This window comes from Ferroplasma sp. (genome assembly GCF_037442045.1).
GTDB lineage: Archaea > Thermoplasmatota > Thermoplasmata > Thermoplasmatales > Thermoplasmataceae > Ferroplasma.
Genome location: NZ_JBBIRC010000017.1, coordinates 1 through 26,621, shown reverse-complemented (window position 1 = coordinate 26,621; position 26,621 = coordinate 1). Strand labels below are relative to the sequence as shown.

27 protein-coding genes, 2 tRNA genes and 1 riboswitch are annotated in these 26,621 nt (G+C 33.0%); of the genes, 14 read left to right on the top strand and 15 right to left on the bottom strand.

What is annotated here, in order from left to right; translation table 11 throughout:
• A partial coding sequence (locus WKI77_RS03675; protein ID WP_337860474.1) for a 3-hydroxyacyl-CoA dehydrogenase NAD-binding domain-containing protein occupies positions 1–873 on the top strand: 873 nt, incomplete at its 5' end.
• Positions 874–875: 2 nt separating this feature from the next.
• Here the strand turns inward: WKI77_RS03675 and WKI77_RS03670 are convergent.
• From WKI77_RS03670 to WKI77_RS03655, 4 genes are all read right to left on the bottom strand, one after another.
• Positions 876–1,772, bottom strand: coding sequence for a dipeptidase (locus WKI77_RS03670; protein ID WP_337860473.1), 897 nt, complete (start codon positions 1,770–1,772; stop codon positions 876–878).
• 28 nt (positions 1,773–1,800) lie between these two features.
• Positions 1,801–2,274, bottom strand: coding sequence for a MogA/MoaB family molybdenum cofactor biosynthesis protein (locus WKI77_RS03665; protein WP_337860472.1), 474 nt, complete (start codon positions 2,272–2,274; stop codon positions 1,801–1,803).
• On the bottom strand, positions 2,255–2,695 hold the full coding sequence (gene moaC, locus WKI77_RS03660) for a cyclic pyranopterin monophosphate synthase MoaC (RefSeq protein ID WP_337860471.1): 441 nt from the start codon (positions 2,693–2,695) through the stop codon (positions 2,255–2,257). Before moaC ends, WKI77_RS03665 begins: the two co-directional genes overlap by 20 nt.
• Before the next feature lie 116 nt (positions 2,696–2,811).
• A complete protein-coding gene (locus WKI77_RS03655; protein ID WP_337860470.1) occupies positions 2,812–3,429 on the bottom strand; it encodes an adenosylcobinamide amidohydrolase in 618 nt (205 codons plus the stop codon).
• A 79-nt stretch (positions 3,430–3,508) separates the two neighbouring features.
• Here WKI77_RS03655 and WKI77_RS03650 point away from each other — a divergent pair, with 79 nt between their 5' ends.
• The 5 genes from WKI77_RS03650 to WKI77_RS03630 all read left to right on the top strand — a co-directional run bounded on the left by WKI77_RS03650 (position 3,509) and on the right by WKI77_RS03630 (position 8,109).
• Positions 3,509–3,955 carry a hypothetical protein gene (locus WKI77_RS03650; protein ID WP_337860469.1) on the top strand — a complete coding sequence of 149 codons (447 nt, stop codon included), beginning with the start codon at positions 3,509–3,511 and terminating at the stop codon, positions 3,953–3,955.
• A gap of 339 nt (positions 3,956–4,294) precedes the next feature.
• Positions 4,295–5,275 carry an ABC transporter substrate-binding protein gene (locus WKI77_RS03645; RefSeq protein ID WP_337860468.1) on the top strand — a complete coding sequence of 327 codons (981 nt, stop codon included), beginning with the start codon at positions 4,295–4,297 and terminating at the stop codon, positions 5,273–5,275.
• Positions 5,262–6,293: an iron ABC transporter permease gene (locus WKI77_RS03640; RefSeq protein ID WP_337860467.1), complete on the top strand. Its 1,032-nt coding sequence runs from the start codon at positions 5,262–5,264 to the stop codon at positions 6,291–6,293. The genes WKI77_RS03645 and WKI77_RS03640 overlap by 14 nt, the downstream gene beginning before the upstream one ends.
• Complete coding sequence (locus WKI77_RS03635; protein ID WP_337860466.1) at positions 6,286–7,032, top strand: ABC transporter ATP-binding protein; 747 nt, start codon at positions 6,286–6,288, stop codon at positions 7,030–7,032. Before WKI77_RS03640 ends, WKI77_RS03635 begins: the two co-directional genes overlap by 8 nt.
• Positions 7,033–7,278: 246 nt before the next feature.
• A complete protein-coding gene (locus WKI77_RS03630; protein WP_337860465.1) occupies positions 7,279–8,109 on the top strand; it encodes a S26 family signal peptidase in 831 nt (276 codons plus the stop codon).
• Here the strand turns inward: WKI77_RS03630 and WKI77_RS03625 are convergent.
• The gene (locus WKI77_RS03625) at positions 8,096–9,064 is read right to left on the bottom strand and encodes a mevalonate-3-kinase (protein ID WP_337860464.1); all 969 of its coding nucleotides are present in this window, start codon (positions 9,062–9,064) and stop codon (positions 8,096–8,098) included. The two genes, WKI77_RS03630 and WKI77_RS03625, sit on opposite strands and share 14 nt — an antisense overlap.
• A gap of 556 nt (positions 9,065–9,620) precedes the next feature.
• Positions 9,621–9,926: a hypothetical protein gene (locus WKI77_RS03620; RefSeq protein WP_337860463.1), complete on the bottom strand. Its 306-nt coding sequence runs from the start codon at positions 9,924–9,926 to the stop codon at positions 9,621–9,623.
• Positions 9,927–10,167: 241 nt separating this feature from the next.
• Here WKI77_RS03620 and WKI77_RS03615 point away from each other — a divergent pair, with 241 nt between their 5' ends.
• Complete coding sequence (locus WKI77_RS03615; RefSeq protein ID WP_337860462.1) at positions 10,168–11,172, top strand: kinase; 1,005 nt, start codon at positions 10,168–10,170, stop codon at positions 11,170–11,172.
• Here the strand turns inward: WKI77_RS03615 and WKI77_RS03610 are convergent.
• The gene (locus tag WKI77_RS03610; protein ID WP_337860461.1) at positions 11,153–11,728 is read right to left on the bottom strand and encodes a DUF998 domain-containing protein; all 576 of its coding nucleotides are present in this window, start codon (positions 11,726–11,728) and stop codon (positions 11,153–11,155) included. The genes WKI77_RS03615 and WKI77_RS03610 overlap by 20 nt on opposite strands.
• 53 nt (positions 11,729–11,781) lie before the next feature.
• Positions 11,782–12,288: an inorganic diphosphatase gene (locus WKI77_RS03605; RefSeq protein ID WP_337860460.1), complete on the bottom strand. Its 507-nt coding sequence runs from the start codon at positions 12,286–12,288 to the stop codon at positions 11,782–11,784.
• A gap of 258 nt (positions 12,289–12,546) precedes the next feature.
• Here WKI77_RS03605 and WKI77_RS03600 point away from each other — a divergent pair, with 258 nt between their 5' ends.
• Together WKI77_RS03600 and WKI77_RS03595 are read left to right on the top strand one after the other, a co-directional pair.
• Entirely contained in the window at positions 12,547–12,756 is a 210-nt protein-coding gene (locus tag WKI77_RS03600; RefSeq protein WP_337860459.1) for a 4Fe-4S binding protein, read from the top strand.
• A complete protein-coding gene (locus tag WKI77_RS03595) occupies positions 12,743–13,933 on the top strand; it encodes a digeranylgeranylglycerophospholipid reductase (RefSeq protein WP_337860458.1) in 1,191 nt (396 codons plus the stop codon). Before WKI77_RS03600 ends, WKI77_RS03595 begins: the two co-directional genes overlap by 14 nt.
• Here the strand turns inward: WKI77_RS03595 and WKI77_RS03590 are convergent.
• Both WKI77_RS03590 and WKI77_RS03585 read right to left on the bottom strand, forming a co-directional pair.
• Positions 13,930–15,300 carry a signal recognition particle protein Srp54 gene (locus WKI77_RS03590; protein WP_337860457.1) on the bottom strand — a complete coding sequence of 457 codons (1,371 nt, stop codon included), beginning with the start codon at positions 15,298–15,300 and terminating at the stop codon, positions 13,930–13,932. The two genes, WKI77_RS03595 and WKI77_RS03590, sit on opposite strands and share 4 nt — an antisense overlap.
• A 55-nt stretch (positions 15,301–15,355) precedes the next feature.
• Positions 15,356–15,661 carry a transcription factor S gene (locus tag WKI77_RS03585; RefSeq protein ID WP_337860456.1) on the bottom strand — a complete coding sequence of 102 codons (306 nt, stop codon included), beginning with the start codon at positions 15,659–15,661 and terminating at the stop codon, positions 15,356–15,358.
• Positions 15,662–15,770: 109 nt separating this feature from the next.
• On the opposite strand from WKI77_RS03585, the gene WKI77_RS03580 reads away from it, so the two are divergent.
• The 3 genes from WKI77_RS03580 to WKI77_RS03570 all read left to right on the top strand — a co-directional run bounded on the left by WKI77_RS03580 (position 15,771) and on the right by WKI77_RS03570 (position 17,032).
• Complete coding sequence (locus tag WKI77_RS03580) at positions 15,771–16,163, top strand: CoA-binding protein (RefSeq protein ID WP_337860455.1); 393 nt, start codon at positions 15,771–15,773, stop codon at positions 16,161–16,163.
• Between the two features lie 14 nt (positions 16,164–16,177).
• Positions 16,178–16,261 (top strand) — tRNA-Ser (locus WKI77_RS03575).
• A 66-nt stretch (positions 16,262–16,327) separates the two neighbouring features.
• Positions 16,328–17,032 carry an SDR family oxidoreductase gene (locus tag WKI77_RS03570; protein WP_337860454.1) on the top strand — a complete coding sequence of 235 codons (705 nt, stop codon included), beginning with the start codon at positions 16,328–16,330 and terminating at the stop codon, positions 17,030–17,032.
• A 3-nt stretch (positions 17,033–17,035) separates the two neighbouring features.
• Here WKI77_RS03570 and WKI77_RS03565 read toward each other — a convergent pair whose 3' ends face one another.
• Complete coding sequence (locus WKI77_RS03565) at positions 17,036–17,848, bottom strand: glycosyltransferase (RefSeq protein ID WP_337860476.1); 813 nt, start codon at positions 17,846–17,848, stop codon at positions 17,036–17,038.
• Between the two features lie 77 nt (positions 17,849–17,925).
• The gene (locus tag WKI77_RS03560) at positions 17,926–18,885 is read right to left on the bottom strand and encodes an asparagine synthetase A (protein WP_337860453.1); all 960 of its coding nucleotides are present in this window, start codon (positions 18,883–18,885) and stop codon (positions 17,926–17,928) included.
• Between the two features lie 93 nt (positions 18,886–18,978).
• Here WKI77_RS03560 and WKI77_RS03555 point away from each other — a divergent pair, with 93 nt between their 5' ends.
• Together WKI77_RS03555 and WKI77_RS03550 are read left to right on the top strand one after the other, a co-directional pair.
• Positions 18,979–19,422 carry an Lrp/AsnC family transcriptional regulator gene (locus tag WKI77_RS03555; protein WP_337860452.1) on the top strand — a complete coding sequence of 148 codons (444 nt, stop codon included), beginning with the start codon at positions 18,979–18,981 and terminating at the stop codon, positions 19,420–19,422.
• A gap of 22 nt (positions 19,423–19,444) precedes the next feature.
• Positions 19,445–19,528, top strand: a tRNA-Ser gene (locus WKI77_RS03550).
• On the opposite strand, the gene WKI77_RS03545 is transcribed toward WKI77_RS03550, so the two are convergent.
• The 3 genes from WKI77_RS03545 to WKI77_RS03535 form a co-directional block, all read right to left on the bottom strand.
• Entirely contained in the window at positions 19,510–23,328 is a 3,819-nt protein-coding gene (locus tag WKI77_RS03545; RefSeq protein WP_337860451.1) for a DUF4011 domain-containing protein, read from the bottom strand. The genes WKI77_RS03550 and WKI77_RS03545 overlap by 19 nt on opposite strands.
• Before the next feature lie 236 nt (positions 23,329–23,564).
• A complete protein-coding gene (locus tag WKI77_RS03540; protein ID WP_337860475.1) occupies positions 23,565–23,948 on the bottom strand; it encodes a hypothetical protein in 384 nt (127 codons plus the stop codon).
• Positions 23,949–24,193: 245 nt separating this feature from the next.
• On the bottom strand, positions 24,194–25,396 hold the full coding sequence (locus WKI77_RS03535) for an MFS transporter (RefSeq protein ID WP_337860450.1): 1,203 nt from the start codon (positions 25,394–25,396) through the stop codon (positions 24,194–24,196).
• Between the two features lie 49 nt (positions 25,397–25,445).
• Positions 25,446–25,543, bottom strand: a riboswitch (TPP riboswitch).
• Positions 25,544–26,621: the final 1,078 nt, after the last annotated feature.

Genomic DNA, 26,621 nt, shown 5'->3' with positions numbered 1-26,621 from the left:
ATGGTAAAAAAAGTTGCAGTAATTGGATCTGGAATAATGGGACAGGGAATAACACAGGTATTTATCAAGAATGGCATTGATACGTTGTTAATTGATATTGATAAAACAATACTGGAAAATGCAAAAAACAGCATCAGTGATGGAAAATTTGGCTTGTCAAGGCTGGTTGAAAAAGGTGCAATAACAGAAAATCAGAAAAATGATTACATGAATAACCTTAAAACATCAACCGACTATGCAATGCTCAATGACTGTGAATTTGTTATAGAAGCAGTACCTGAGATTTTATCCTTGAAATTAAAAGTTATGGAAAGCGTTGAAAAGAATTTGCCTGAAACATCAATAATTGCTTCAAATACATCTGGAATAATGATTTCAGAAATTGGAATGAACATAAAAAACAAATCTCGGTTAATAGGTATGCACTGGTTTAATCCTGCACCCGTAATGAAATTAATAGAAGTTGTAAAAACCAGATTCACATCCGAGAGTACCATAAATACAGTTATGGAACTATCCAGATCACTTGGCAAGGAACCGGTACTTGTAAAGGACTATCCTGGCTTCTTTACAACAAATTTCGTGCATTCATGGATCGTGGAATCATTGAGGCTATACGAAAAGGGCATAGCAAGCAAAGAAGATATAGACAAAATGGCAAAACTTGGTTTTGGTTTCCCCATGGGGCCATTTGAGCTTATGGATACAATAGGCCTTGATACAATGATGGAAATTGGAAATTATTTATATTCTGAAACCGGGGATGAAAAAATGCTCCCTCCGCCAATGCTCAAAGAAATGGTATATGCAGGATATAAAGGGAATAAAAAAATCAAAATGAACAGCAAAGGAGGATGGTACGACGTAAAATAATTTTATAAATTAGCTTTAATAACTCTAAAAGCATTATTGTAAAGCACATCTTCTGCATGTTGCCCCAGGCTATCCTTCAATTTTTCAATGTCATTAACACTGGCAAACCTGTCGGGAGTTTCAGTAATTCCAAGAAAATCTGTGCCAAGGCTAACATGCCTCCATCCAAAGTTATCGCCTAAATATGTTATGCTTTTCAATATTCCTTCAATATCTGGCGTGGGAAGTGTGCCCCTTATTGCTGTTATGCCAATAGTCCCATCTGTTTCTATGATTGCTTTAATGGATTCATCATCTATATTCCGTTTGTTATCTTTAAGGGTAGTGAAGTTTGTATGGGAATCCAGAACTGGTTTTGTAGAAGTATCACAGGCTTCAATTATAGTATTTTTACTGGCATGCGCAAGGTCTATAATTATTCCAAGTTCATTGCATATTTTTATAATTTCTTCGCCATAACCTGTTATTCCATAATCCTTTTTTGAATAGCATGATGCAGCAAATTTTGTGTCATAATTCCATACTAGCCCAAGATTCCTTAATCCCATTGAATAGAATAATTCTACATCCTCAGGCATATTGATTATATCAGTTCCTTCCATTGAAATGAGTGAATTCAGTCCTGTTCCATTGCTATTTTTACTTTCCATTAAATTTATATGCTTCATTCTAGACAATGCCAGATAATAGCCGAATTGCTGATATGCAAGTGTTATATTTGGCACAGATTGCCCATATTCGTTGCCATAATTCATATTTATATGTGGAAATACAACAGAAAAAACAATTGAACCAGGAAATTTTGTCAGCATATCAATGCTGGACTGTTCTTTTCCATGAACAACATCCCTATACATGGCTGAATAGGCAATATCCTCGTGCAAATCTATAAATTTCATAAAACTCTATTATAAAAATATTAATAAGTTATTCCTTTGTTATTTCGTGATAAAGATGGAATACTATTTCCCTTATTATATTATAAGCCGTTTGCTGTGCGTCTTCTGAACCAGGTAAAGTAAAAATAATTTTTTCTTTATAGATAAAAAGCGACGCGTCAGATATATATGGAAATATCGCACCAGAATTCTTTCTGAAAAGTTCACCGAAACCTGGCATTTCTTTATCGGCTATTTTTCTAATTGCTATGGATGTTTGGTCAAGCCTTGAAACACCTGTACCACCAATATAAATAAAAACATCTGTGCTATTATAATTGCAAAAAAGTTCGGAAAGAATTTGTATTTCATTATCTTTAATAATGGAACGGCTACTATTTTCACCGATAAGTTTAGACATTGCCATACCAGATATGTCATTTTCTAGAGTTCTTGATGACGATACTGTTACTATTCTGTATCTAAGCTTATATTCATTTTCTTCATGATGAATACGAATCACCCTTTCTTTTGTATACAACAGTTAAATTCCCTATTGATGTTTCAGGATAATTTCCTGTTTCATCTTTCTCAAGGTATTTTACCATATCCCATATTGTAAGCAAGGCTACCTGAACACCATTGATTGCCTCCATTTCAACTCCAGTCCTGTATATGGCTTTAACCCTGCATGTAACGGTTATTTTTGTATCGCTTACTTCAAAATTAAAATCTATTGACATTACGGGCACTGGATGGCAGTATGGAATCATATTTGCTGTGTTTTTAACAGCCATAGTTCCTGCTATCTTAGCCGTTTCTATAGTATCGCCCTTCTTCACTTTATTTTCCTTAATAATTTTTATAGTTTCCCTTTTCAGTTTAATTGTTCCTGTAGCCATTGCCTCCCGTGCGACTATTTCTTTATCAGTAATATCTATCATAGTTAAACATGCCATTTTAATACTAAAATCTTTATGAATGATGTTTATATTCCTTAAAATTCAAATACCAGTAGACCTGTTTTAATAACGTAATGAAAACAAAAATCATAAAAAATTCAGGATCTGGCATTATGGCTATCAATGTATTTTTTGCCTGTCCTGTAAACCATTTCATATACTTTTTTTGTGATTTTATTTCCTGTCTCTGTTCCAAAGCCGCAGTACCTTATTTTTTTGTCTCCTGTAAATACCACACAAATTGCATCAGAAACAGTTCCCGGTGACGGTATGCCATTGAATTGCAGCCCTAATGAAAAGGCTGCCATGGATTTTGCCTCGGTCACAACCCTGAACAAATCTGCCATGGCATTTTTTACAGGTTTTCTTTTTAATGCAACGAGAACATTTATTGTACCGTGCTTATGAGAAGAATAAAATGATGCAGGCTCTGAAATCCCTGCTGTAACTGCAATAAGGAATTCATCATTTTCGTATATTTCTATATCATTAACATCTACAAGAGTCACAAAAACTGGTGTATTTCTGCCCAGATCGTATTTATGCACTATACTCTCTAAGTAAATATCGAAATCTTCTATCCTTATAAATTGATTTAATGTATTAAAAACAATAGCATGTATATTTCCGGATCCACTTACCGTTGATGATAAGGCTTTTCCAGCCAAATAAAATATTATGTTATTATTATCGTTTTTTATTACTGTTTTTACCATAAAATGGTATTCGATCCAGAAATAAAAAATATTGTTATAATAAACATAAAATTTATAATTATGCCTATTATCAAGCTAAATGGAAAATAAAAATTTTTTCTGTGAAATAACAAAAAGCGAAATGGGGTATGATGAAGATGTTTATCTGTTTTTTTCCATAATGGATGAATTGAGTGCTTTGGCAGGCGAGCTTAAAATTTCTGATACAGAATACGGGCACTATGATGATCTTATAAATATAATTTTTGCACTTCCTGATTATGAATATAAAAATTCAGGCATTTTAAATAATATTGATGTTGAAAAATACAAATCATATAAAATCGAGGATATATTAAAAAATTGCAACAAAACCTCGCTATTATTATTCCGGGCTTATTCAATGGCAAGAACGGCATTGCATTACTACGTTAAAATTTCAAGAGACAAGAGATTCATTGAATTTTTTAATGATGAAAACATCTTAATATTAAAAAATATTAGAAATTTTTTTCTTTGCAGATTCTATGAATTGAATCCCCAATAGTTACTGATAAAAATCTTTTAATTCCTAATTTTATATTTCTGAACATTAGCAATAAAAATCTATTTAAATTTTTAACGAACTTTTTGTTTCTTAATAATTGATTATTTTCTTTCTTTCATTAAATTTATTCTTTGAAATATTAGAAATAAAGAATTTATATCATGCATTACAATTATAATAATCTCTTTTTTACATTATTGTGTAGCTTTAAATATGAATATTAGAACGTCCAATTTAAATTTTAAAGACCTTTCATTCGGTAGAGAAATTAACTTATTAAGTTAAATATACTTAAGTAATATGAAGTTAACTTTATAAATAATGTTGAATTCACCTTTCATGGAAAGAAGTTCAAAATTAATAGCGATACTTTTAGCGTTGATAATCATAGCATCCTCAGGTGTTTATGTAGCGTATAAATATGGTTATCATCCTGAAATCAAAAAGGGCGTTGAACTGAATTTGGACTCAAATGTTAGTGGAATAAAATTTAACAAAATTATTTCTTTAGACCCTAGTGTAACAGCCACATTATATGCTATAGGTTCCATAAATGATGTGGATGGCATTTACAGTTATCCTGGACTCTGGCCGGGAAACAATATTACTGGAAACATTCAAGCTGTAGGGGCATATCCATCGATGGATGTCCAGCAGATATTGAATATAAGCCCTCAGGCGGTCATTTCATTTTCTGATTATAAGCAGTCCCAGATAAATGAACTGTTAAATGCAGGCATAGATTATATATTCCTGTCTTCTGATTCTAATACATCATTTAATATTATGAAACAGCAGAACACATTTCTTGGAGAAATAACTGGAAATGAAAAAAACGCAACATTGCTAAATAACTGGATGAACGAATCTTTGAATATCTTTAATAATTTAAATGTTACGAATAAAACAGCATTTTATTCATTATGTGTTTATGATGGAAAATCTTATACAGCAGGCAACAATACTTTTGTATCTTCAATGATGAAATACGCACATTTAATAGATGTAGCAAATGGTTCTGGGTTTTATCAGCCATCAAACGAAAAAATAACAAAGTACAATCCTGATGTTTTAATCCTTGGTAATTCATTTTATCTATCTGATTTAAATCAGACACCTTACAAGACACTGAATGCTGTAAAAAACAAGATTTATTATCAGGAACCCTTTAATAATATATTTTCCGAACCAAATTTTAGGGATATATATGGCATTCAATGGATGATATATAATGTGTTTAACAAAAATGTAACAATACCTCAATTTCCCATAAATTTAAGAGATAGCCCGGAACCGGGGGATTATAGTGAAAATAATTAAAAATAATATATATTTTTATTTTGCAATTTCGATAATTGCTTTAATTATTTCATTTATTCTTTCCCTTGATATTGGCCCAGTTAAGATACCTGTTTCAACTGTTTTTAAAGCAGTTCTGGAGCAATTTGGATTTCATGGAAATGTAAAATTATCAGATTATATAATAATTACTCAGTTGAGGGAACCAGAAACAATTGGTGCAGCAATTGTTGGTGCTTCTTTAGGAGTAGGTGGTTCGGTAATACAGAGCATCTTCAGAAATCCCATATCTGAACCTTATATAACCGGAGTATCAAGCGGTGCAACATTGGGAGCTGTTATAGCTATAGTATTTGGAATTACATTATTCGGCATATTCACATTGCCGTTGCTAGCATTTTTATTTGCAATATTTACAGTTTCATTTGTTTATGTATTGTCAATAAGGCACGGGAGGTCTCCCCCTCTTGTTTTATTATTGACAGGAATAGCCATATCACTTTTTGTTTCATCATTTGTTGCATTGATATTATATTCAAAACCAAAATATATAAATTCAATATTTTTCTGGTTGCTTGGGTCATTATCCGGAATTTCATGGACCGATATTTTTATCGTTTCTCCTATTGTTATTTTCACAACAATAATTTTATTTTTAATGTACAAGCAGTTAAATGCCCTTCAACTGGGAGATGTCTATGCAAAATCAGCAGGAATAAATGTTGAGAGGTCAAAACTTGCATCACTTTCCTTAACAACTGTATCGGTTGCAGCATGCGTTTCCATTTCCGGTTTAATAGGTTTTGTAGGTTTAATATTTCCACACGTTTCGCGAATAATCTACGGTGGTTCCAATAAATATGTAATACCTTCATCCGCAATTTTGGGTGCAACATTTCTAATTATTGCAAACGACATAGCACATATGATAATTATAGGGGAAGTAATTCCAATAGGAATCATAACTGGAATTATAGGTGTTCCTTTCTTTATGATTTTAATGTCAAGAATATCAAAAAGAGGGTATTACAATGCTTGAACTTGAAAATGTAAAATTTAAGAGAGGAGACCTGGAAATAGGCCCTTTAAATTTTTCACTAAATCAAAATGAGATTTTAACAGTAATTGGAAAGAATGGTTCAGGTAAAACCTCAAGTTTACTGGTAATAAATAAAGAAATAAAGATGGAATCAGGGAAAATAATAATAGATGATAAAAATATCAAAAATTTAAAACCATTTGAAATGTCAAGGTACATATCATATGTCCAGCAGGAAATACCCGAACCACTTGGCTTAAATGTTAAGGATATAATGGAAATCAACGGATTTTCAAGAAAATATGATTATAATGAACTATACAATTCACTGAAAATCTGTGGTGTTGATAATTTTATTGATAGGGATTTCTCAACGTTAAGCGGAGGTGAAAAAAGAATGGTAATGATATCAGCCGCAATATACCAGGATTCAAAATATATATTGCTGGATGAGCCATCATCATTTCTGGATATAGATAAATTGAATATTTTAATAAAAATTATTAATAAATTAAAAAATAGCGGTAAAGGAATTCTACTTGTATTGCACGATATTAATCTTGCATATAAAATATCGGACAGAATTATATTAATGAAAAATGGAAAAATAATATCATATGGAAATAAAAATGCAATAAATATAAAAAATTTGGAAATGGCATATGACACAAAATTCGATAAATATGATTCACCGGAAGGATTAAGATTTTATGCTTCAGAAAATAATTTAACTTTTTAAAGTATTTAAAATAATAATATGCAGTCATATTTTACTGTTCTTGCTTTCCATATTTTTATAATGAAATTAATTTATTGCCTGTAAGCAAATGAGAGATTGATGAGAGATTTAAGTGAAATGAAAACACGGCTCTTGGTTATATAATTATTATTTTTAATAATAACTATCAGAAAATAAATCCTTAAATGATATAAAAACAGAAAACTAATCAATTTAATTTATATATTATTTATTAATTCCCAATCCGTGTCAAATTTTATCAATATAAGGGAGCATAGAAAATCCATAATCATACTTATATCAATTATAATAATTCTTGTTGGGCTCACAGTTTATTCCGGTGTATTTCCTCCCGCTTCCGTTGTAGAATCATATAGCATGGAGCATTCCAATAAATGGCAATATGGAATGATTGATGAAGGCACTATAGTAATGGTAAAAAAAATAAGTAATGTCGATAATGTAATAACATATGTGCAGGGCAGAACTGAGAATTATTCAACATATGGTGAATACGGTAATGTTATTTTATACCATAACAGTGCATTAGGCTTAGTGACAATACACCGGGCGATGTTTTATCTTACATGGAATGGAACAAATCCTGAAATAGAAGGATACACAAATCAGTCATATATTCATATATATCATGATAATATAATACTGGATAATGTAGGTTATGCACATAAAAACCTGATAGTTAATGTATCCTCATATAAAGGAGATTCTGGATTTATTACAGTCGGTGACCATAATCTTGCAAGCCTTGGAATCAATTCTGGATATTACAATACAAAATACAATGCCTCTTATGCATCAGACCAGAATATATGGGGAATAAAGCCTGTATCTTTAAACCAGACTGTTGGAATGGCCTGGGGATATATTCCCTGGTTTGGTTTAATAAAATTAAATATTCTGCGTGTAGAAGGAGAATGGCCCATGGAATATTACACGCATGTCCCTGAATATTCATATCTGGGGCTTGCACTTTCAATAATTGCTGCTCTGGGAATAATTATAATGCCGTATAATAAAATATATAAAAAATTGAAAAATAGGCCTAAAAATTCTTAGATATTACATCTGGTTTTCCAGCAACTTTTAAATACACTGGTTCGGAACCAAAATCCAGTGCAACTTTTTTTATTTTTTCCATATTATTCTTTTCAACAGCCACAAATACATTTGTTCCGCCTGTAACTATGTACGCATTCCAGAAATCATTTTTTAATTCTATTAATTTTTCTATAAATTTCTGCATTTCATCGGTTATTATTTGCACACCAACAGCCTTAAGCATGGAATGGTACTCATTAGTATCTTTTTCCCCCATTTCAAATATGCCTTTAATATCACCATTGCTGGCAAGCTTTTCTAATTCCTTAGATCTAATTTCTGAGTTTTTTACCCGTTCAGCATATTTTTCATGGTTTACAATATTATCATGTATAACATCTGATGGCTTCCTTACTTCTGAAAACTTGCATCCAACTATTACAAAATCATTGAACGCTTCCGGACTAAGTATTTCATCAGTTAAAGAGTCTTTTCCATTGGCATGATTTATTGTAAATCCACCATACAGGCTTCTTCCTGCACTCTCCGATATCTTCTGCAAATCATTTTCAAAATTAAATATATTTATGTTATACTCAAATATAGATTCTATGCACTCACCTATTGCAGCAGCTCCTGCATCTGAACTCCCACTTATAATGTTTTTATTTTCGGAAATAAACGAAATTTCTGAATACTCTGGATGGCGCTGTAAAATTTCTTCTTTGTATTTATCAATAACTATAAAAGGTGATCTTGGCGCATCATGTGAAACTTCCTTGCCATTAATTATGCCCGACCTTTTATTTGATAAATATAAATTAGTTTTAACATAAATGCCATCGTCAAGCCCTGTGTACGCAATTCCAGCAGTAGTATGCCTTGGAATTCTCTTCGAGTTATCTGAAACCCCTCCCAGCAATAATATTCCTATTGTTGGATATGCTTTAACCTCAACATAATATTTTTCCATATTCTGAAATTAACTATACAATAAAACTATTTTGTTACATAGTGCTTTATGCAATTTTAAAAGTGAACTCAGAATATTTTTCATAATTCCTATTCCTGATATTACTTTCAATTTAATATGAGAAACGCAATATTTATAATTTTACGCTAAGTAACTATTTGATAAATTTTACAGCAATGGATGATTATGAGTTCTTTATGAATAAATTCTATAAATTCCAAAAAGATTCTAAAATGAACTTTAAAAAGCAATATTATGATATTGCTATGTTTTCACTGCATTAATCCTTGGACTTTTTGTTAAAGGGATTATCATTAAAAAATAGAATATTATAATAACTATGGAGGAAAGAGGATATTAAGAGGTTTATTTAAAACATCAGATAAAACTATAATTAACGCAGATGCCAATGCTGCATACAATATGATAAGAAAATCAATCCCGGAATCGTTAAAGGACGGTATAGATAGTGTTGGGTTGCACCCGGGAAGTTTAAGCATCAAGGAGATGGTAACCTCTAAAGGAGTTTGTTAACATAGTTAACAAATTTCATAACCTAATGCTTTTTTCTATCTACGATCAGATTTTTTCCTTTTGATATGGTAATATTTTCTACGGAGAGCATGTCGAAGATATAACTATCCATTGCGATTTCAACATCTCCATTTATGAAAAAAAGTAAATTTTTATCATTGCAGTGCCTTTTAACTTTTACTGTTATGTCATGTACGACTTCGCAAAGTCCCGCATCACAGGATACTGTTTCATCATATCCTCTCATAACGAGTGTTTTACCGGTAAGCATATTTTTCAAAGATTCCGATATTCCAATTTTGCCCGAATTTATATAGAAATCAATCATTCCTATTTTCCTCTTTATTTTTTTTCTATATGCATAAGAACGTTAAAAAACTTTTTACAGAGGAATTACGTACAAAGTAAATTAATTTGCATGAAGTTACGGTTACCATTTTTTACGATATAATTTTTCAAGGTTTTAACCATAACAAATAGTTTTTTTGGGTGCCGTGAAAGCTTATTATCAAATCTTTTATGTTCCGATTCAACATAAAAATTTTAATAACAGTTGATTATATATTATCATGATTACAGTTTACAGCCCTTTAAGAATAAGCTTCGCCGGTGGTGGCACTGATATAAGCCCTTTTTTTGAAAATTACGGAGGTGCAGTTTTAAACAGTACTATAGATAGAGGAATCATAATAAGGTACACGGATGATGGTGGCCCACTGGAAATATCTTCAAGAGATTTTTTAAGAACTGCTCTGATATCCTCAAGCAATAACACTTCAATGGAAAACAAAATAATAAGCCTGTTTATGGAAAATGGAATAAAACAGGGAAAAATAATCATTAATGGTGATGTCCCTCCCGGTTCCGGGCTTGGTTCAAGTTCTGCACTGATAAATGGAATAATAAAAATAATATATTCCATAAAAGGAAAAACCATAGATCCTTATGAACTTGCAAACGAATCATACAGGACTGAAAAGGATAAATTTCATATTGTTCTTGGGAAGCAGGACCCATATGCAATTTCCCTTGGCGGGCTTAAATATATGGAATTTAAAAAAGAGGGGGAAACAACTCAAAAATTTGACATGAATGACCCATTTATAAGTGAACTGGAAAAATCAATATTGCTTGTATATACTGGAAGAACCAGAGAAAGCTCAAGAAGCCTTCAAGATCAGGTTACAAAATCAGAGAATGGAGATCAAAAAACTGTGGAAAGCTTAAAAAAATTGAAAGAACTGGCATTGCAGATGAGTAAGGCATTAAAAGCCAATAATAGAGATGAAGTATGCAATATAATAAACGAAGGATGGAATATTAAAAGGTCTCTTGGGAATAACATTTCTAACGATCGAATTGATGGAATCATAGATTACGCATTTAATAACGGTGCAAAATCTGTAAAATTGCTTGGAGGCGGTGCTGATGGTTTTATATTGCTTATAGCAGACAAAAACAATATAGGCGAACTGCAGGAGAAAATGAGATCACAATCTGATTTTGTTATACGGATTCGTTTTGACAACCATGGTACAAGGGTGATAAATAACTTTATTGAGCCTCATGAGTAGAGAGATAAATGCCAAGAATGCTGGACCAGGAACTCAGCAATATTGCCTCTGCCATTTCTGTTATAGATAAACCCATGTTTATATGAATAACTCCGAACATTGCAATTATCCCGAATATTATTATAGCCAGTGAAGTAAATCCTGAAAGGAAGCCATAATAACTTAAATAGCTTCTAATTCTATATAAACTGAATAATATTATTCCAATGGGCGTTGCTATAAAATATATTACCGCGATTCCAAGATGAATATTTCCATAACTTTCATTAAATATCCCTATAAGGAAAAGAGAAACAGCACCGAGCATTATGAACCCTGCAGACAGAAATTTTATTGAAAGATTTTTATATAGCATTACTGCAAATGCAAAAATAGAAATCCCGCCAATTATTACTGCAGAATCGAAAAAATAATAATATTTATGAATGCCAAGGCTGCTTAATGAGTTCTTATACCATGAAAAATACGAAGAGATGCTTATATCAATAAATATCAGAACAATTGTTATTAATGGACCAATAAACCCAATAAGAAATTTGTATTTTCTTTTTTCCATATACACTATACATTATGAAAAATAAAAACTTATTTATTAAAACAAAATAAAATTTAAAGGCTTGATTCCTTTATCTGTTTTTTTGCTTCGTCCTTTCCCTTAAAATCATGAAAAGTCATGAATTTGCCTTTTTCAAGTTCCTTATAATGTTCAAAGAAGTGCTTAATTTTATTTTTAACAGCTTCTGGAATGCTATTAACATCGTCATATTCGGAAGACATTGGGTCCACTTTATCTAATGGCACAGCTATAACTTTGTTATCTGAGCCCTCTTCGTCACTCATCTCGGCTATGCCTATTGCCCTGCATTTTAGAATTGCACCTGATGGTACTGGAACAGAGGAAATCACAAGAACATCAAGAGGATCCCCATCCTTTGCTTTCGTATTCAAAACAAAGCCGTAGCTTGTAGGATAAACCATTGAGGTAAAAAGGATCCTATCGAGTACAATATTATCAACATCCGGCTTATATTCTAGCTTCGTATTTGATCCCTGTGGAATTTCTACAAAAACATAGAAAGACTCAGGAAAATCCTTAGTTTGTATGTTAAAATTCATATTTTGTTATGACTTGATCAAATAAAAACATTTTCTTTGGTCTATAATAATCACCAAATTTTAGCGTTTTCAATATCCAATAAAATCAAATTAAACACCTTCAAAATTCATGTTGCACTATGTACAATTTATCTTTTAGAATTTCATAATATTTAGAATCCGAAATTATATTTATATACGCTATACAGTTCAAAATTGATTAGTTACGGACTAACCGGAAAAACAAAAAATAAATATAGGCATGTGGCTTTTACGCTTATGGAAGTTAAGGTTAAGAGCGAAATGGACGTGGATAGATCGCTTTGCGACTATTGTGGAGCCTGTGTTGGGATGTGCCCAACTGACGCAATTAATTTGGATGAGACAGTTATAGCGATTAATGAAGATAAATGCATAAAATGTGAATTTTGTGTAATAGGATGCCCGACAGGGGCAATATCAGCGGAGTGGTTCCATGCTAAATTATGATGTTCTTGTAATAGGCGCTGGTCCCGCTGGTAGCTCAGCAGGAAGATACGCTTCAAGATATGGATTAAAAACTTTAATAGTGGAAAAAAGGCCTGACATAGGATCACCGGTAAGATGTGGTGAAGGCGTTTCCAAGTCATGGATGCCGGAAGTTGATTTAAAACCTGAACAACGCTGGATATCTCAAGAAGTCAAAGGCGCAAGAATATTCGGGCCAGCAGAAAAGAAACCGATTACTCTAACAGCAGAAAGTGCTGGAAACGAGGTAGGTTTTGTTATTGAAAGAGATAAATTTGACAAGCATATTGCAGCTCTTGCAGCAACAGAAGGGGCTGATATATGGGTTAAATCTCCAGCAATGTCAGTAATAAAAGAAGGAAATCGTATAGTTGGTGCAAAAATAAGGCACAACGGCGAAGTAGTAGAAGTAAAGGCAAAGATGGTAATCGCAGCTGACGGATTTGAAAGTGAATTTTCCAGATGGGCTGGCTTAAAATCTGTTATATTGAAGAAAAACGATATTATATCGGCACTGCAATACAGAATGGAAAATGTAGATTCAAATGAGGATTTTACAGACTTCTACCTTGGTTCTATAGCTCCAGCTGGTTATTTATGGGTATTCCCAAAGGGTCCACATGAAGCTAATGTTGGCATCGGTGTAACAATAACTAAAATGAAAGACAGGCTTGATGTTAAAAATTACCTTGATTCATGGATAAAATCACATCCAGCTTATAGCAAGGGAAAAATAATAGAGCAGATGAGTGGTGGAGTCTCCGTCAATAAAGTAAAAGATAAGATGAGCCTTCCAGGCCTTCTCGCAATAGGAGATGCTGCAAGGCTTATTGATCCTATAACTGGAGGCGGCATAGCCAATGGATTGATTTCCGGAAAATTCGCTGCACAGGTATCAAAAAAAGCCATAGATGAAAATGATTTTACGGAAGAAATGATGAAAAACTATGACATGATGGTAAAGGATAAATTTGAAAGAAAACATCTCAGAAACTGGTTTGCAAAGGAAAAGCTTGCAACATTGTCAGATGAAACACTTGACAAGCTGGTTGATGTGGTTTCTGAAGTTAAAATGAAAGATATCTCAGTGGAAGAAATTTTAAGAGGAGTTCAGTTAAAATATCCTGAACTGGTTTCCCAGCTGGAAGACCTTATTTAAATTTTTGATTCCAGATCATCCAGGCTGAAATTGCCTCCTTTAAGCTGGGTTTTAAGCAATTTTTTGAAATTTCTGTTCTTTTTCATTGCCTTCACATTCTTTTTCATAGCATTGTATTCCTTTAATAACTGGCGGACATTTTTCTCGCCCATACCTGACCCTGTCGCGACCCTTTTAATGCGTTTTGCATTTAATACATCAGGATTTTCCAGTTCATAGTATGTCATTGAATCAAGAATCACACGATATACCCTGAGTTTTTCATCGGCCTGATCCAGCTGTGAATCATCAATTTTGGCTCCTCCTGGCATTTTCCCCAGTGGCAGGGCACCAAAGAATTTTTTCAATAATCCTGGCTTAGCAAATTTTTCCCAGATATCATACATATCTTTTAAATCAAATTTGCCGGACATCATCTTATCTAAAGATGCTTCTGCTTCTTCTTCAGTCATGTTCGTTTCTTCAACAACTTCCATTAAAGAATCAATATCACCCATCCCAAGCAGCCTGGATAAAAATTTCTTTGGGTTAAAGATCTGAATATCGTCCATATGCTCTCCTGTTCCTATAAAATAAACTGGAGCTTTGATATCTGCTACAGCACTGAGTGCGCCTCCTGCCTTGCCGGTACCATCCATTTTGGTGATAATAACACCGTTAATACTCACCGCATCATTGAGAGCTTTTGCCTGTGGCCCTGCCTGCTGGCCCAGAGTTGCATCTATTACAAAAAGGACTGCATCGGGTTTTACTTTGCTTTTAATCTCACGTACCTCATTTATGAGTTCCTGGTCCAGAGAATCCCTGCCGCTTGTATCTATAATTTTTATTTTATATTCTGAAAGCTGCTTTATTCCATTGTTTACAATTTTTAAAGGGTTTTTTTCTCCCTTTTCCCCGTAAAATCCCGCATTTATTTCCTTTGAGATCTGATTTAACTGTTCATATGCGCCTGGCCTGTGAACATCAGCAGCTATAAGCCCTGTTGATAGCCCCTTTTTCGTGAACAATCTTGCAAGCTTTCCAGTAGTTGTTGTTTTTCCGTTTCCATACAATCCAACAAGCATTATGGTCTGCGGCTTCAAATCAAAATTTGCATCGGTTCCCAGAATTTTTAACAATTCTTCATAAATAATCTTTATGATATAATCCTGCCCTGTCATTCCTGCAGGGGGCTTTTCATTCAGTGCCCTTTCCTGAACCGTATTTGTAAGCTTTAAAACCAGCTTAACATTGACATCGGCTTTTAAAAGTGCCCTCTGAATTTCCCTTGTAACCTCTTTGATAGTATCTTTATCAATGTAACTGGCACCCGATATTTTATGCAGTATGCCCTTAAGTGACTCTGATAAGTTATCCAAAACCATAGTTAAATATCAAAATCCATTATATAACACTTTGTGGAACATTTAAAAAAATAGTTTAATACTCTCTCCATCTGTGCCCGCAGGATTCACAGGTATAAAACTTGGTTTCAGGCTCATCTGCCGATCTTGTTTGCTTTAAAAGATAGTAAGCTCCAGTATGGTGGCAAACCGGGCAAACTGCATCACTATCAAGTGGTTCTGCATTAATTTCTTTAGCTAGCATGATTACTTCTTTATTGGAACTCTTTGCTATGATTTTCTGATCCGCTGTTCCTGCTTTTAAAACTTCATAACCGCAACTATTGCAGACATATTTATCGCTTGAAGGTGTCATAAGTGCACCACATTTTGGACAAAACATGTTCCTTTATTTCAAAACGATATTTAAACCTTATTTTATTCGTCAATAGCCGTATAAAATTATAATTCTTTATAAATACATTTAATAATTAATTCTGCAATACATTATTATGTCAATTGATGAAATATTAAAGAAATACCGGGATATAGCAGTGGTAGGAATATCAGATAAGCCAGACAGATATAGTTATCAGGTAGCAAAATACCTATCTGAGCATGGATATAACATAATTCCTGTGAATCCCGGATTGTCCCAATGGCTGGGCATAAAGGCATATAAAGATGTGAAATCAATCAGCGAAAATGTGGATGTTGTTGATATATTCAGGAGGCCGGAATTCATTGAAGAAATAGTAAAGGATTCTGAAGGGAAAGCAAAGGTTATCTGGATGCAGGAGGGAATAGTGAATGATAAGGCAAAACAGTTTGCTATTGATATGGGAATGGAAGTAGTTATGGATAAATGCATGAAAAAAGAATATGAAAAATTAAATAAAAAATAGGAATACCGTATTAAGCTGGGATAGCCTAGCCCGGTAAGACGGTAGATTCGAAATCTACTGCTAGAGATAGCTCGGGAGTTCAAATCTCCCTCCCAGCGCTTACAAATTTTATGTCCCCGTACTTTCTACTTATAACTCTAAATATTAGATTAATATATTTTATTATGACCTCAAATATTGTTATTGCAGGCGTAGGAAAAGGAATAGGAAGTTCTCTGGCTTATTATCTGAATTCAAAAGATTATAATCTTTTCCTTATTTCACGGGGAAAAAACGTGGAAAATGTTGCAAAGGATATTAATTGTAATTTTTATCATGCTGATTTTAATGCTTATTCTCAGTGCAATAATGCCATGGAAGCAGCAGAAAAAGATCTTGGAACTATAGACGCAGTAGTCAACGTTGCTGGAAATTATTATTCAAATCAGAGCATCGAAAATACAGAACCTGAAAATTTTGAAGAAGCGCTTTTAAACAATGCAAGATCATTTTATAATATTGCAAAATCCTCTGTATCAGCAATGAAAAAAAACAAACATGGAAGTATAATTGGATTCTCTGCTGCGAGTAATGTGTATCTTAACTCAAATCCAGGATATTCTGCCGGAAAAGGTGCAGTATATTTTATGGTAAAGAGCCTTGCAAGAGAGCTTATTCATTATAATATAAGAGTTAATGGCATAGCTCCAGGATTCATTGGCCATGATATGAGTAACGATTCAGCTATTCCAGAACTGGGCACATTAACTCCATTTCCAACATTGGGAATAAATCAAACAGTTGAATTCCTTATCAATAACGAAATGATCACAGGGGAAATTATCCCTGTATCTGGTGGACATGATATCAATTTAAAATCTGGAATTTGATATTCATTCAGTTTTTTCTGTGCTCAAAATGCTACTTTGTTTTTCTTCAAGATATTTTTTATACCTTTTCCTTACTTCCGGTATCGCTTTATCCAGCTTTTCTGCTTTTACTGTTGGTAGCAATAATTTTCCAAAAATATATTCCGGCACTCCTTGAGTAATTAATTTTATGCCATGTAATTTATAAGCCACTTTTATGGTATTAAAATTTCCAGAAGAAACAAACAATAAATCTCTAGCCATGAGCAAACGCCTCTTAATACGAGAAAATAGATTAATTTCATATCTTCGTTCGTTGCCTGAGGATAATCCTCTAATTTTAAGACATCTGTGATTATAATTCAACAAAATTCTAACTAATACATTTACGCTGTTGGCCTTTTTATAAAAGTAAATGTCCTCTGTACCCAGTAAGTCGCCATAACCTTTTAAAACGTCAAAGAGATTTCTCTCGCCTATGATAAGTGGGGCAGCACAGTGATTTACTGTTGAATAAAAATTATAAATTTTGCCAATATTTATTTTTTTGTAGAAATTTATAATTCCGAAAATTTCGGAGTAAGATATATCAAAATCAATATGTGCTATTGTTGAACCTGAAGACGAGTCCATTGCAATTTGCTTCCCTTTGCCACGGCTGCATTTGCTTCTTATCAGCTTAAAATTTTTTAAATTTTTATACTTTAATAGTTTTTCATATGTCCCATCTTTTGAACCACCATCAACGACAATAAGTTCGTAATCACCGCTTAAGTTAAGGAATGGTTCCATAAAGCCATCCACACAGGTGACAGAGTTATAACATGTAGTACAAATAGAATATCTGGGTACAATTCTTTAACGTATGGCAATATAAAAAGATTTTGAAATTAAATAAAAAATATAAAATAAAATTATAAAGATATTCTTCCAGGCACTTTTGGGAATGTTGTAACATCCTCTACTCTTTCTACACCGCAGACGAATCTGGTAAATCTCTCAATTCCTATTCCAAATCCTGCTGTAAGCTTTATTCCCTTTTTTGCAAGTTCTATAAACCATTTAAACTGTTCCTCAGTCTGGTCTTTCTTGTGTATCCTTTCAAGTATCTGTGATAGCTCATATTCCCTTTCTCCTCCTGATGAAGCCTCCTCAAAGCCCTCAGGCCAGATAAGATCCATATCTCGTAATATTCCCGGTTTACCAGGTTCTTCTCTATCATAAAATTCTCTTTCCTTTAAGGGTATGTCAATTATCCATACTGGTGTTTTTGATTCTTTAGATAGTGGAGTTTCGAAGCCTTTTCCATACTTTTTTTCTGCATCAGCATATGTGATGGCCGGAAATGGTTTGGTATAGTCAGGCAACGTTCTGTTGAAATATTCTAATTCCTCGGAATGCTCTTTCTTGATCCTTGAAATTGTATATATTATCATATCCTCTGCAAGTGACATCATTTCTTCTCTTGATTTTTCCAGAGCCTCAACATCTATCTGTGTAAACTCATAAAGGTGCCTTCCTGATTTAGCTTTCTCCTCTTTTTCAAGCCTGACGTTTGGGGACATTATAAATATTTTTTTTAATTCCTGAACTGCTATCTGTTTATGGAATATCATGCTCTGAGTAATCCACATGTCTCCTCCATAAGCATGTATCTTTGGGTCATACACTGGATGGTTTAATGGATCTGTAAGTGGTGATATAATTATTGGTGCTATTTCTGTATAGCCTGCTTCCCGCAGGAAATCTGTTACGTAGGACCGGATGTAGCTCTGTACCTTTATTGCATGCTGTACCTTCGGCTTTGAAAGGTGTTTTATTGATCTCTCTATTTCTTCTTTTACATATTCATCATTTTGATTTATTGTCTCCATAATACACTAATTAATTCACAATTTATAAACATTCTACATGTTTTTCCGTGTTTAAAACAGAGTTTTTATATAGTACCATGTCATTTTGATTTTATGCTTGAAAATATTGATAAAAAAGACATGAAAATAATAGATTATTTGAAGGAACATGGAAGAGATAAAATATCCGATATATCAAACTCACTTCAAATTCCAAGGGCAACAATTTTCGAGAGAATGGAACGCCTCAGGAAAGATGGGTTCATAAAAAAATATACAGTAGATCTAAATTATGAAAAACTTGGCTTTTCAGTGCTTGCATATATAATGATTCAATATAATCCAAAATCTACTATAGATCAGAGAACACTCTGCGTTAACCTGTCAAAGATGGATAACGTCATCTCAGCATCTATAGTTACAGGAGACTGGGATATCATGCTTCTTACTGCTCAGAAAAACATGAGGGAATTATCTAAATTCGTGCTTGAGCACTTAAGGACGATGGAAGGAATAGAAAAAAGTGTAACCATACCATTATTCGAAAGAATATTATAACAAAATTATATTATGTGTTGAAGCTGGGATAGCCTAGCCTGGTATGACGCAGGTCTGGAAAACCTGTGCACGTAAGTGCCCGGGAGTTCAAATCTCCCTCCCAGCGCTACTTTCTTCGCCTTTATTGCTTTTCAATCTGTTTATTAAATTAATTATATCGTGCAGAATTTTATCCGGTTCTTTCATATAATCTATTGACCATATGCGGTAAAGCACCCAGCCCCTTGCAGTAAGTATATTTTTTCTGATTCTCTCTCTTTCCGATGCAGTTTTCATGCTATTGTATATCTTTCCATCTGTTTCTATTCCAAGAATATAATGATTATTGTCATCCGGGTCTATTACTGCAAGTGCAATGTTATTCATTGAAAATCCAACATTCTTCTCAACCCTGTAGTTCGCAGCTGCAAGCCTGGAAGCAACATCGTTGATAATAGCATCGTCATTTTTAAATTCATCATTAAAAAACTCACTGGCCGGGTTTTTCGCATAGATCATATACTCCTTTAAGCGTTGCAGGCCTAAACCAGAATTTTGAGGAATTCTTATGTCCTCTGGATCCATTGATGATATAACTATCAATTTTTTTCTGGCTCTGGTAATTGCAACATTCAATCTTTTTTCTCCTCCACCGCTGTTTATTGGCCCAAAGTTCATGGTTATTTTTCCATCTTCATCCCTGCCATATCCAGTACTTAATATGATTACATCCTTCTCATCGCCCTGCACATTTTCAAGATTTTTAATAAAAATATCATCGGAATTGATAATTTTGGAAAGTATCGGGTCATTTCTAGAATACAGGTGCAACGTATCTTCAACAGCAGCTCTCTGTGCCTCGCTCAATGTTACAACGCCGATTGAACTGCTCCTGTTAAGTTCTTCTTTTATCACCTTTACGACTTCATTTGCCTCTGCTTTGTTTGTCTTGCTTTTTCCCCTGCTATATATGCCTTCCACGCGAATGAACTCCACACCATAATCTGCAGGATTTTTATAAGCTGAGGGAAATGTTTCAAGTGAATCTCCATAGAAATACTTATTAGAAAATGCTATGAGAGAATCGTCTATGCTTCTGTAATGCCACTTTAAGGAAATTTTACTCAGCCCACTAACATCAAACTGATCAAGTATGTTCTCAAGAACGACATAATTATCCTGATCTTTTCTTGAACTTATACTTTCAAAGAATGTTGTTGGCGGAAGCTGCTGGGTATCTCCTGATATAATTGCCTGTTTTGACCTGATCAGGGAGCCAACAGCTTCTGGTGGTCTCAGCTGGGAAGCTTCATCAAAAATAATCAAATCAAAAATATAATTATTATTAAGGTAAGCGCTGACATTATCAGGGCTCATCATAACGCATGGCTTTAATGCAGGCATTATATCCTTCAATTCACTAAAAATTACTTTCAATGGTTTCTGGAATCTTTTTTTGGCATTCTCAGTTTTAATAATCATTGACATGCCAGGATATCTTGCTAAGGCTTCTCTGCGCCTTTCGAGCAGCTCTGCAACAAGATTGGATCGATTTATTTCCATTTTCCTGGTATCATAATCAATGAACATGCCTACAATTCTCTCATGTGATGCAGCCCTGAAATTTTTCAGGTTTTCATCGTTTTTTACATAATAGTCAATGAATTTAGAGTTAAAACTGTATTGAAAAGCATGAAGTATCGAGTCTATGTGTATGTGTTTATTAAAGGCAGCTGAAATATCAACTCCCGAATCTTTGATTTCTGAACATAGTTCGGTAAATTTGGAATAACGATCTATATCAAAAGATAAAACATTTTTAACAGACTCTTCCATTTCTTCAAAAGTGGAATGCAGCATGCCATTGAGTGAAGGTACTATATTTACTATATAATTGATGCTTTCAAGCAGCGAATCTTTGATGAATTTAATGTTCTGTATTTCTTCTGGGAACTGTTCAATTAATTTTATTATGCTTTCTGCCTCGCCACTGTCAGGGTAAAGAGAAAGTATTTTGCCAGCGTATCTTATTTTATCAGGAACATCTCCTGCCCCTATATTCATAGTTTGTATACCCTCTTCAATTTCTGTTAACTCATTTTCCTTTTCCTTAATTTTTATTGCCAGTTTTAAATCTTCAACCAGATCTTTATAATGTTTTTTGGAGCCATTCTCTGTATTTTCCATTATTTCCTTTAAAAGTTTTTTATATTCTTCCGAATGCCTTTTCCACCACGAATGATATTTTTCTTCGAACTGGCTGTAAATAGAATTTAAATCCATGTTAAGAAACTCCTTTTTTCTATTTTTTAGCAGTGTTTCCATCATAGAGTTAAGTTCTTGCTTTGCATTTGACTCTGAATCGAGAAGTTTGTTTGCCTGTTCTATAAACGACTGGTCAAGGAAGTTTTCTTCCAGATGTATTTGAGGGTCAGCTATAGAAGCAAGATTATAAAGCTTATCCATGTCTTCCATTACCCGGAGTTCAAAACCATTTCGTTGCAAAATTTCCTTTAATTCAATGATATCTCCAATTGTATTCTGTATTGTCTCTATGCCATTATAATATTTTTCAGAGTCTTCTCCGTACTTTTCAAGATTAATATTTGCAGGTATATTGTTATAATTTTCAATAATATCCAGATAATCATTAAATTCTGACAATTTAAATTCTAGCGAATCCAGTTCCTCACGTGTGAGATCCAGAAGTTTATCATTGATTTTTACATTAATGCCCTTATCATTTCCCAGTTCCAGAAGGCATGCATCATATATGCTGCGCTCAATTTTTCCCCTTTTCATGTGAACAGAATGCACATAAGAATTGAGAGTACCTGAATATCTATCAGTTGGAGCCATTTTTCTCTGTACCTCTGCATTATTCTCTACCGATTTGTATAATGACTTAATTATTTCAGATTTAGGAACATTACCATGAAAATTCAGCAAAAAATCGCCAAGGCCAATATCATCAAGCCTTTTTTTAACAACTTCAATTGCTGCATTTTTTTCGCTGACAAACAGTACACTCTTATTATTTTTCATGGAGTCTGCAATGATGTTGGCAATTGTCTGGCTCTTTCCAGTGCCCGGTGGGCCATTAAGTATGAAGCTTGCACCCTGCCTTGCTGAATATATTGCCTGGATCTGGCTTGAATCTGCATCCATAACCGTATTTATGGAATAGTCAATTTTTGAAGGTATCATGGTACTCAATTTCTTTATAACCTGAAAATCCCCTGCCAGTCCTCTGGTAAGATCGTTTTTCTTTATAGCTTCATGATTTCTCTTTATATCGTTGTAAATCGTATTGTTGGTGAACGAAACGGCACCTAAATAAGAATTATTTGTTATTGACCATTTCGTATCTTTTAAAATCAACTTTAAATTTCTCATAGCTTCAGTTAAATTATAATTATTTTCAAAATTAAAATCAAATTTAATTCCATACTGATCAAGTTTTTCACGGAGAACTGGATTAAAGAATATTTCGCCCTCCTTTGATTCCAGGCTATAGTTATCGTACATCTTTCTTGCGAGCGTGACAGGCACGAAGAAAAGTTGCGTTTCAGTAGTTTTACCGGTTTCATCTGTCCACTTTAGAATACCAAATGACACAAAAAGAACATTTGAACCATGTTCTTTCAATGAATTGTTTGCCTGATAAAATATGTCTCCCAGTACTTTTGTTATTCCTTCCTTCCTGGAAAAAATTATCTCATCTTTTTTCCTGTTTTCTTCTTCTGTTTTAGTACGAATGCCCATTATTTTATCCTTATTTACCAGGTCATCGAAAAGAAATAGCATGGAAGGCGTGTTGATTTTCAGAAATGATTCCTGGTTGAAATAAAGAATTCTGTTGTTTTTAGATGTATCAATAACATCTTTTTCCCATTTTGTAATGCTTTCGTCTATGTTGATATCCATTAGCTCTCCTAAGTTAATAATGAATTGCGTATATTAATTTTATTGTAACCAGATGCCGTTAATTAATTCATCGATTTCGATAAAAAATTTCATTATAATGCCATGATATTAATTTCAGCAACGCCAACGTCTTGCTTAATATGCTTTTTGGCATAATTATAACAAGTTGCAAGGAAACAATTGTTACTCCTTTGCATTAATCCTTATCATATTAAAAATATATGGGCTCAATGATATTATTGTATATTAATAAATTTATTGAACGAAGTTATATTCATTAACAGGAAATCAAGAATTAAAATTATTTTTATCTTATTTTTGTTATATATTGTTTCACTATTTAAATCATATGAAATGAATATAAGATTTTTGCAATTAAGATTTGTAGATGCCTTATCGAGAGACCTTAATTCTCTTGTACTTATATCTCTTTCATTTGATATATAAGATACATTTATCAACGAAGTTATTGTATTTTTATACATTATAAGGAAATCTACTTCATTTTCAACAGATTTGTAGAAATAAATAGATAACCCATAAAGATAATTCTTTTTAATGGTCATTAAATGCATTGAAACGAGATTTTCCAGAATTATTCCATAATCAGGTGAATGTATATAGCCAATTTTGTTATAAAGTCCAGTATCTATGCAATATATCTTTTTATTGCCACTTTCAATTTCTCTGGGTTTGATTCTGTTTTAAGTTCTTCCATTTGATCTTTTATAATTAATTTAGTATCCATGTTGTGATTAATGCAAGGTTTATTAAAAATCTATGCATTGACAGTGCAAGTTTTTAAATCTACTTAAATTATACATATATTTTATAGTTTAAATGTTAATAAAATTAACATGTTTAATTATCCTTCAGGATAATCTATATTCACGTTTGCCGTTTCTATGCCATAGATATGCCAGACAATAGCAGCAATAAAGCCAAGAAGCCATAAACCCATATTTATTGCAATAAATACAATTAGAGATACATTGCTGGTTAAATAAACCAGTATTGGGTAAACTATCATGGGTGCAAGCCTAACAACACCAATAAATGTACCTCTCCTTGCCGTAGGAACCAGTTCAGGTTCAAGCGTAGTTCTGGAAGCCCAGGCAAACTCGCTCATAATCATATTTAAGAATAAAAGTGGATAGAATATTATTACATCATGTAAATATGGTACAAGGGCAAAAATAAGGACAGTGGATAGAAAGCCAACACCATATGAGTATAATGTATATTTTTTCCTTCCCCGAGTTATTAGAGGAGCAGCAATGAATCCACCTGCCGAAGCTCCTATTAGCGCAACAAATATTATCATGTCATCCTGGAATGCACCAGGAAATTCATAAGGGCCAATTACATAAGCCATAAGCCCGAATGATGCATATTGTGATATTGCTATTGACATAAGTACAAAAAAGGATAATTTATAAGATGATTTTTTCACAGTAACGCCATTGGTATCTATGTAAAGCTCAGAGCGTGTTTTCTCGCCCTCTTTTAATTTGCCGTGAAGAACTTCCCATTTAAATGATTCTGGCAGTTTTATTCTTGAAAATACCATTATAACTATAAGTATAGAAGCAGCAATTAAAAGTACAATTCTATCGAAGAAAGAATTTACTATAACAACAAAAAGGCCTGCTATAAGTGCACTTCCAATATTATCAAAATCTGATATAATTGTAAGCCACTTTGCCCTTCCTGATATTGGAGAATCTTCCGCCACAAGGGAAAGTGATGGAATTTCTTCCCCACCAACTCCGAACTCTGCAAGCATTAATCCTAAAATCAACGGCAAAAACGTATAGCTCAGGGATATAATAACAATTCCGGCACCGTAGATAACCATAGTTATCAGAAATATCTTTTTTCTCCCGATTATATCTGTAAATATCCCCATCAAAAAATTGCCAAAAGGAACAAACAAAGGGCCAATTAAAAGAACGAGCACTTTCAAATTATGTGGCAAAACTCCTATTATCGAACCCGCTGCAGCCAATGGACCAAGAGTACCGACCATACCCCAAAATGTGAGCCCAGAAGCACTTGACATGAGCATAAAGCGTTGCTTTTTGCTCAGCGTTTATAACACCATTTTATAACATTATTATAATTCGTATCCATCTCCCTCCGCCGGTATTATCCGGATCAGGTTACACGGGTCGATCCCTATCCTCTCAGCTTTTAAGCTCCCCGGTAATTACATATTTATAATTAATATAAATATTTATTTATACAAACTGCATCAAAAAGTATATACCAGATCCTAAAATGGTGAATTGTAGCCAACACTGTGCAATTCATTGTGTATAAAACACTATAGTTATGTAAAGCAATTTGTTCAGGCATAATAATTATTTCTTAATCAGGTATTTATAATGTTAAGGAAGATAAGCAAATAAGTATGTTTTCTAGCAACACCTGCTAAGTTTGATTATTCATCGTTCTATTATATACATAAGAAGATAAGAAATCAAAGTCTTCAATATTTCTTGAAATGCTTCCTAATTCTGCTTCCCATTTAAATTTAATTTTTTTAAAGACTCTTTGAATAAATCATATGAAAATTCCATATTATACAATTCCAATTTTTCATCATTTATATGCCTCACCTTTTTGAAAATACAGAAATCATTATAGAAACAGCAGCAGCACCAATCAGTCCTGCAATTGCAACCTGTAATAAGTCATTGCCAGTTTTACGCATTCCAAAAGCTTCAAGGGTACCAGAAACAAGAATATTAATTATATCCTGTTCTATATTTATACTTTCTTCAATAATGGTTGTAAACTCATTTTACACTTTTTCATTTCCGTATAGCTTTAAAACCTTACAAATTTCATCAAATTCAGGATCTTTTTTAAATTCATTAGCTATTGTATTTTTATTTTTATGAACTTAATCAATATAATCACTGTATTTTGGATTATTTTGCCACTTTCATAATTTATTATAATAATAATTACGGATATTACTCTGCATATTTTACAATAATTTACTATTATTTATAGATATCGTATACAGATATACAGAGCCGAGCACATTTAATTATTCTCTATCTTATAATTATGCTCAGCTACCAGGCTGTAAAGTACCTGTAATGTCAAATTTTAATACGAAAAGAAATTACTACAACAGATATCTAATTAATTTTAATAATGTATTAAAAGCAGAATTTTGCAAGACATTGCAATAATAAATTAACTGCGTAAATATATTATGCTATATTCTATAATCATAAATGGAGGACATGAAAATAGCAATAGTCGCTATAACAAAAAAT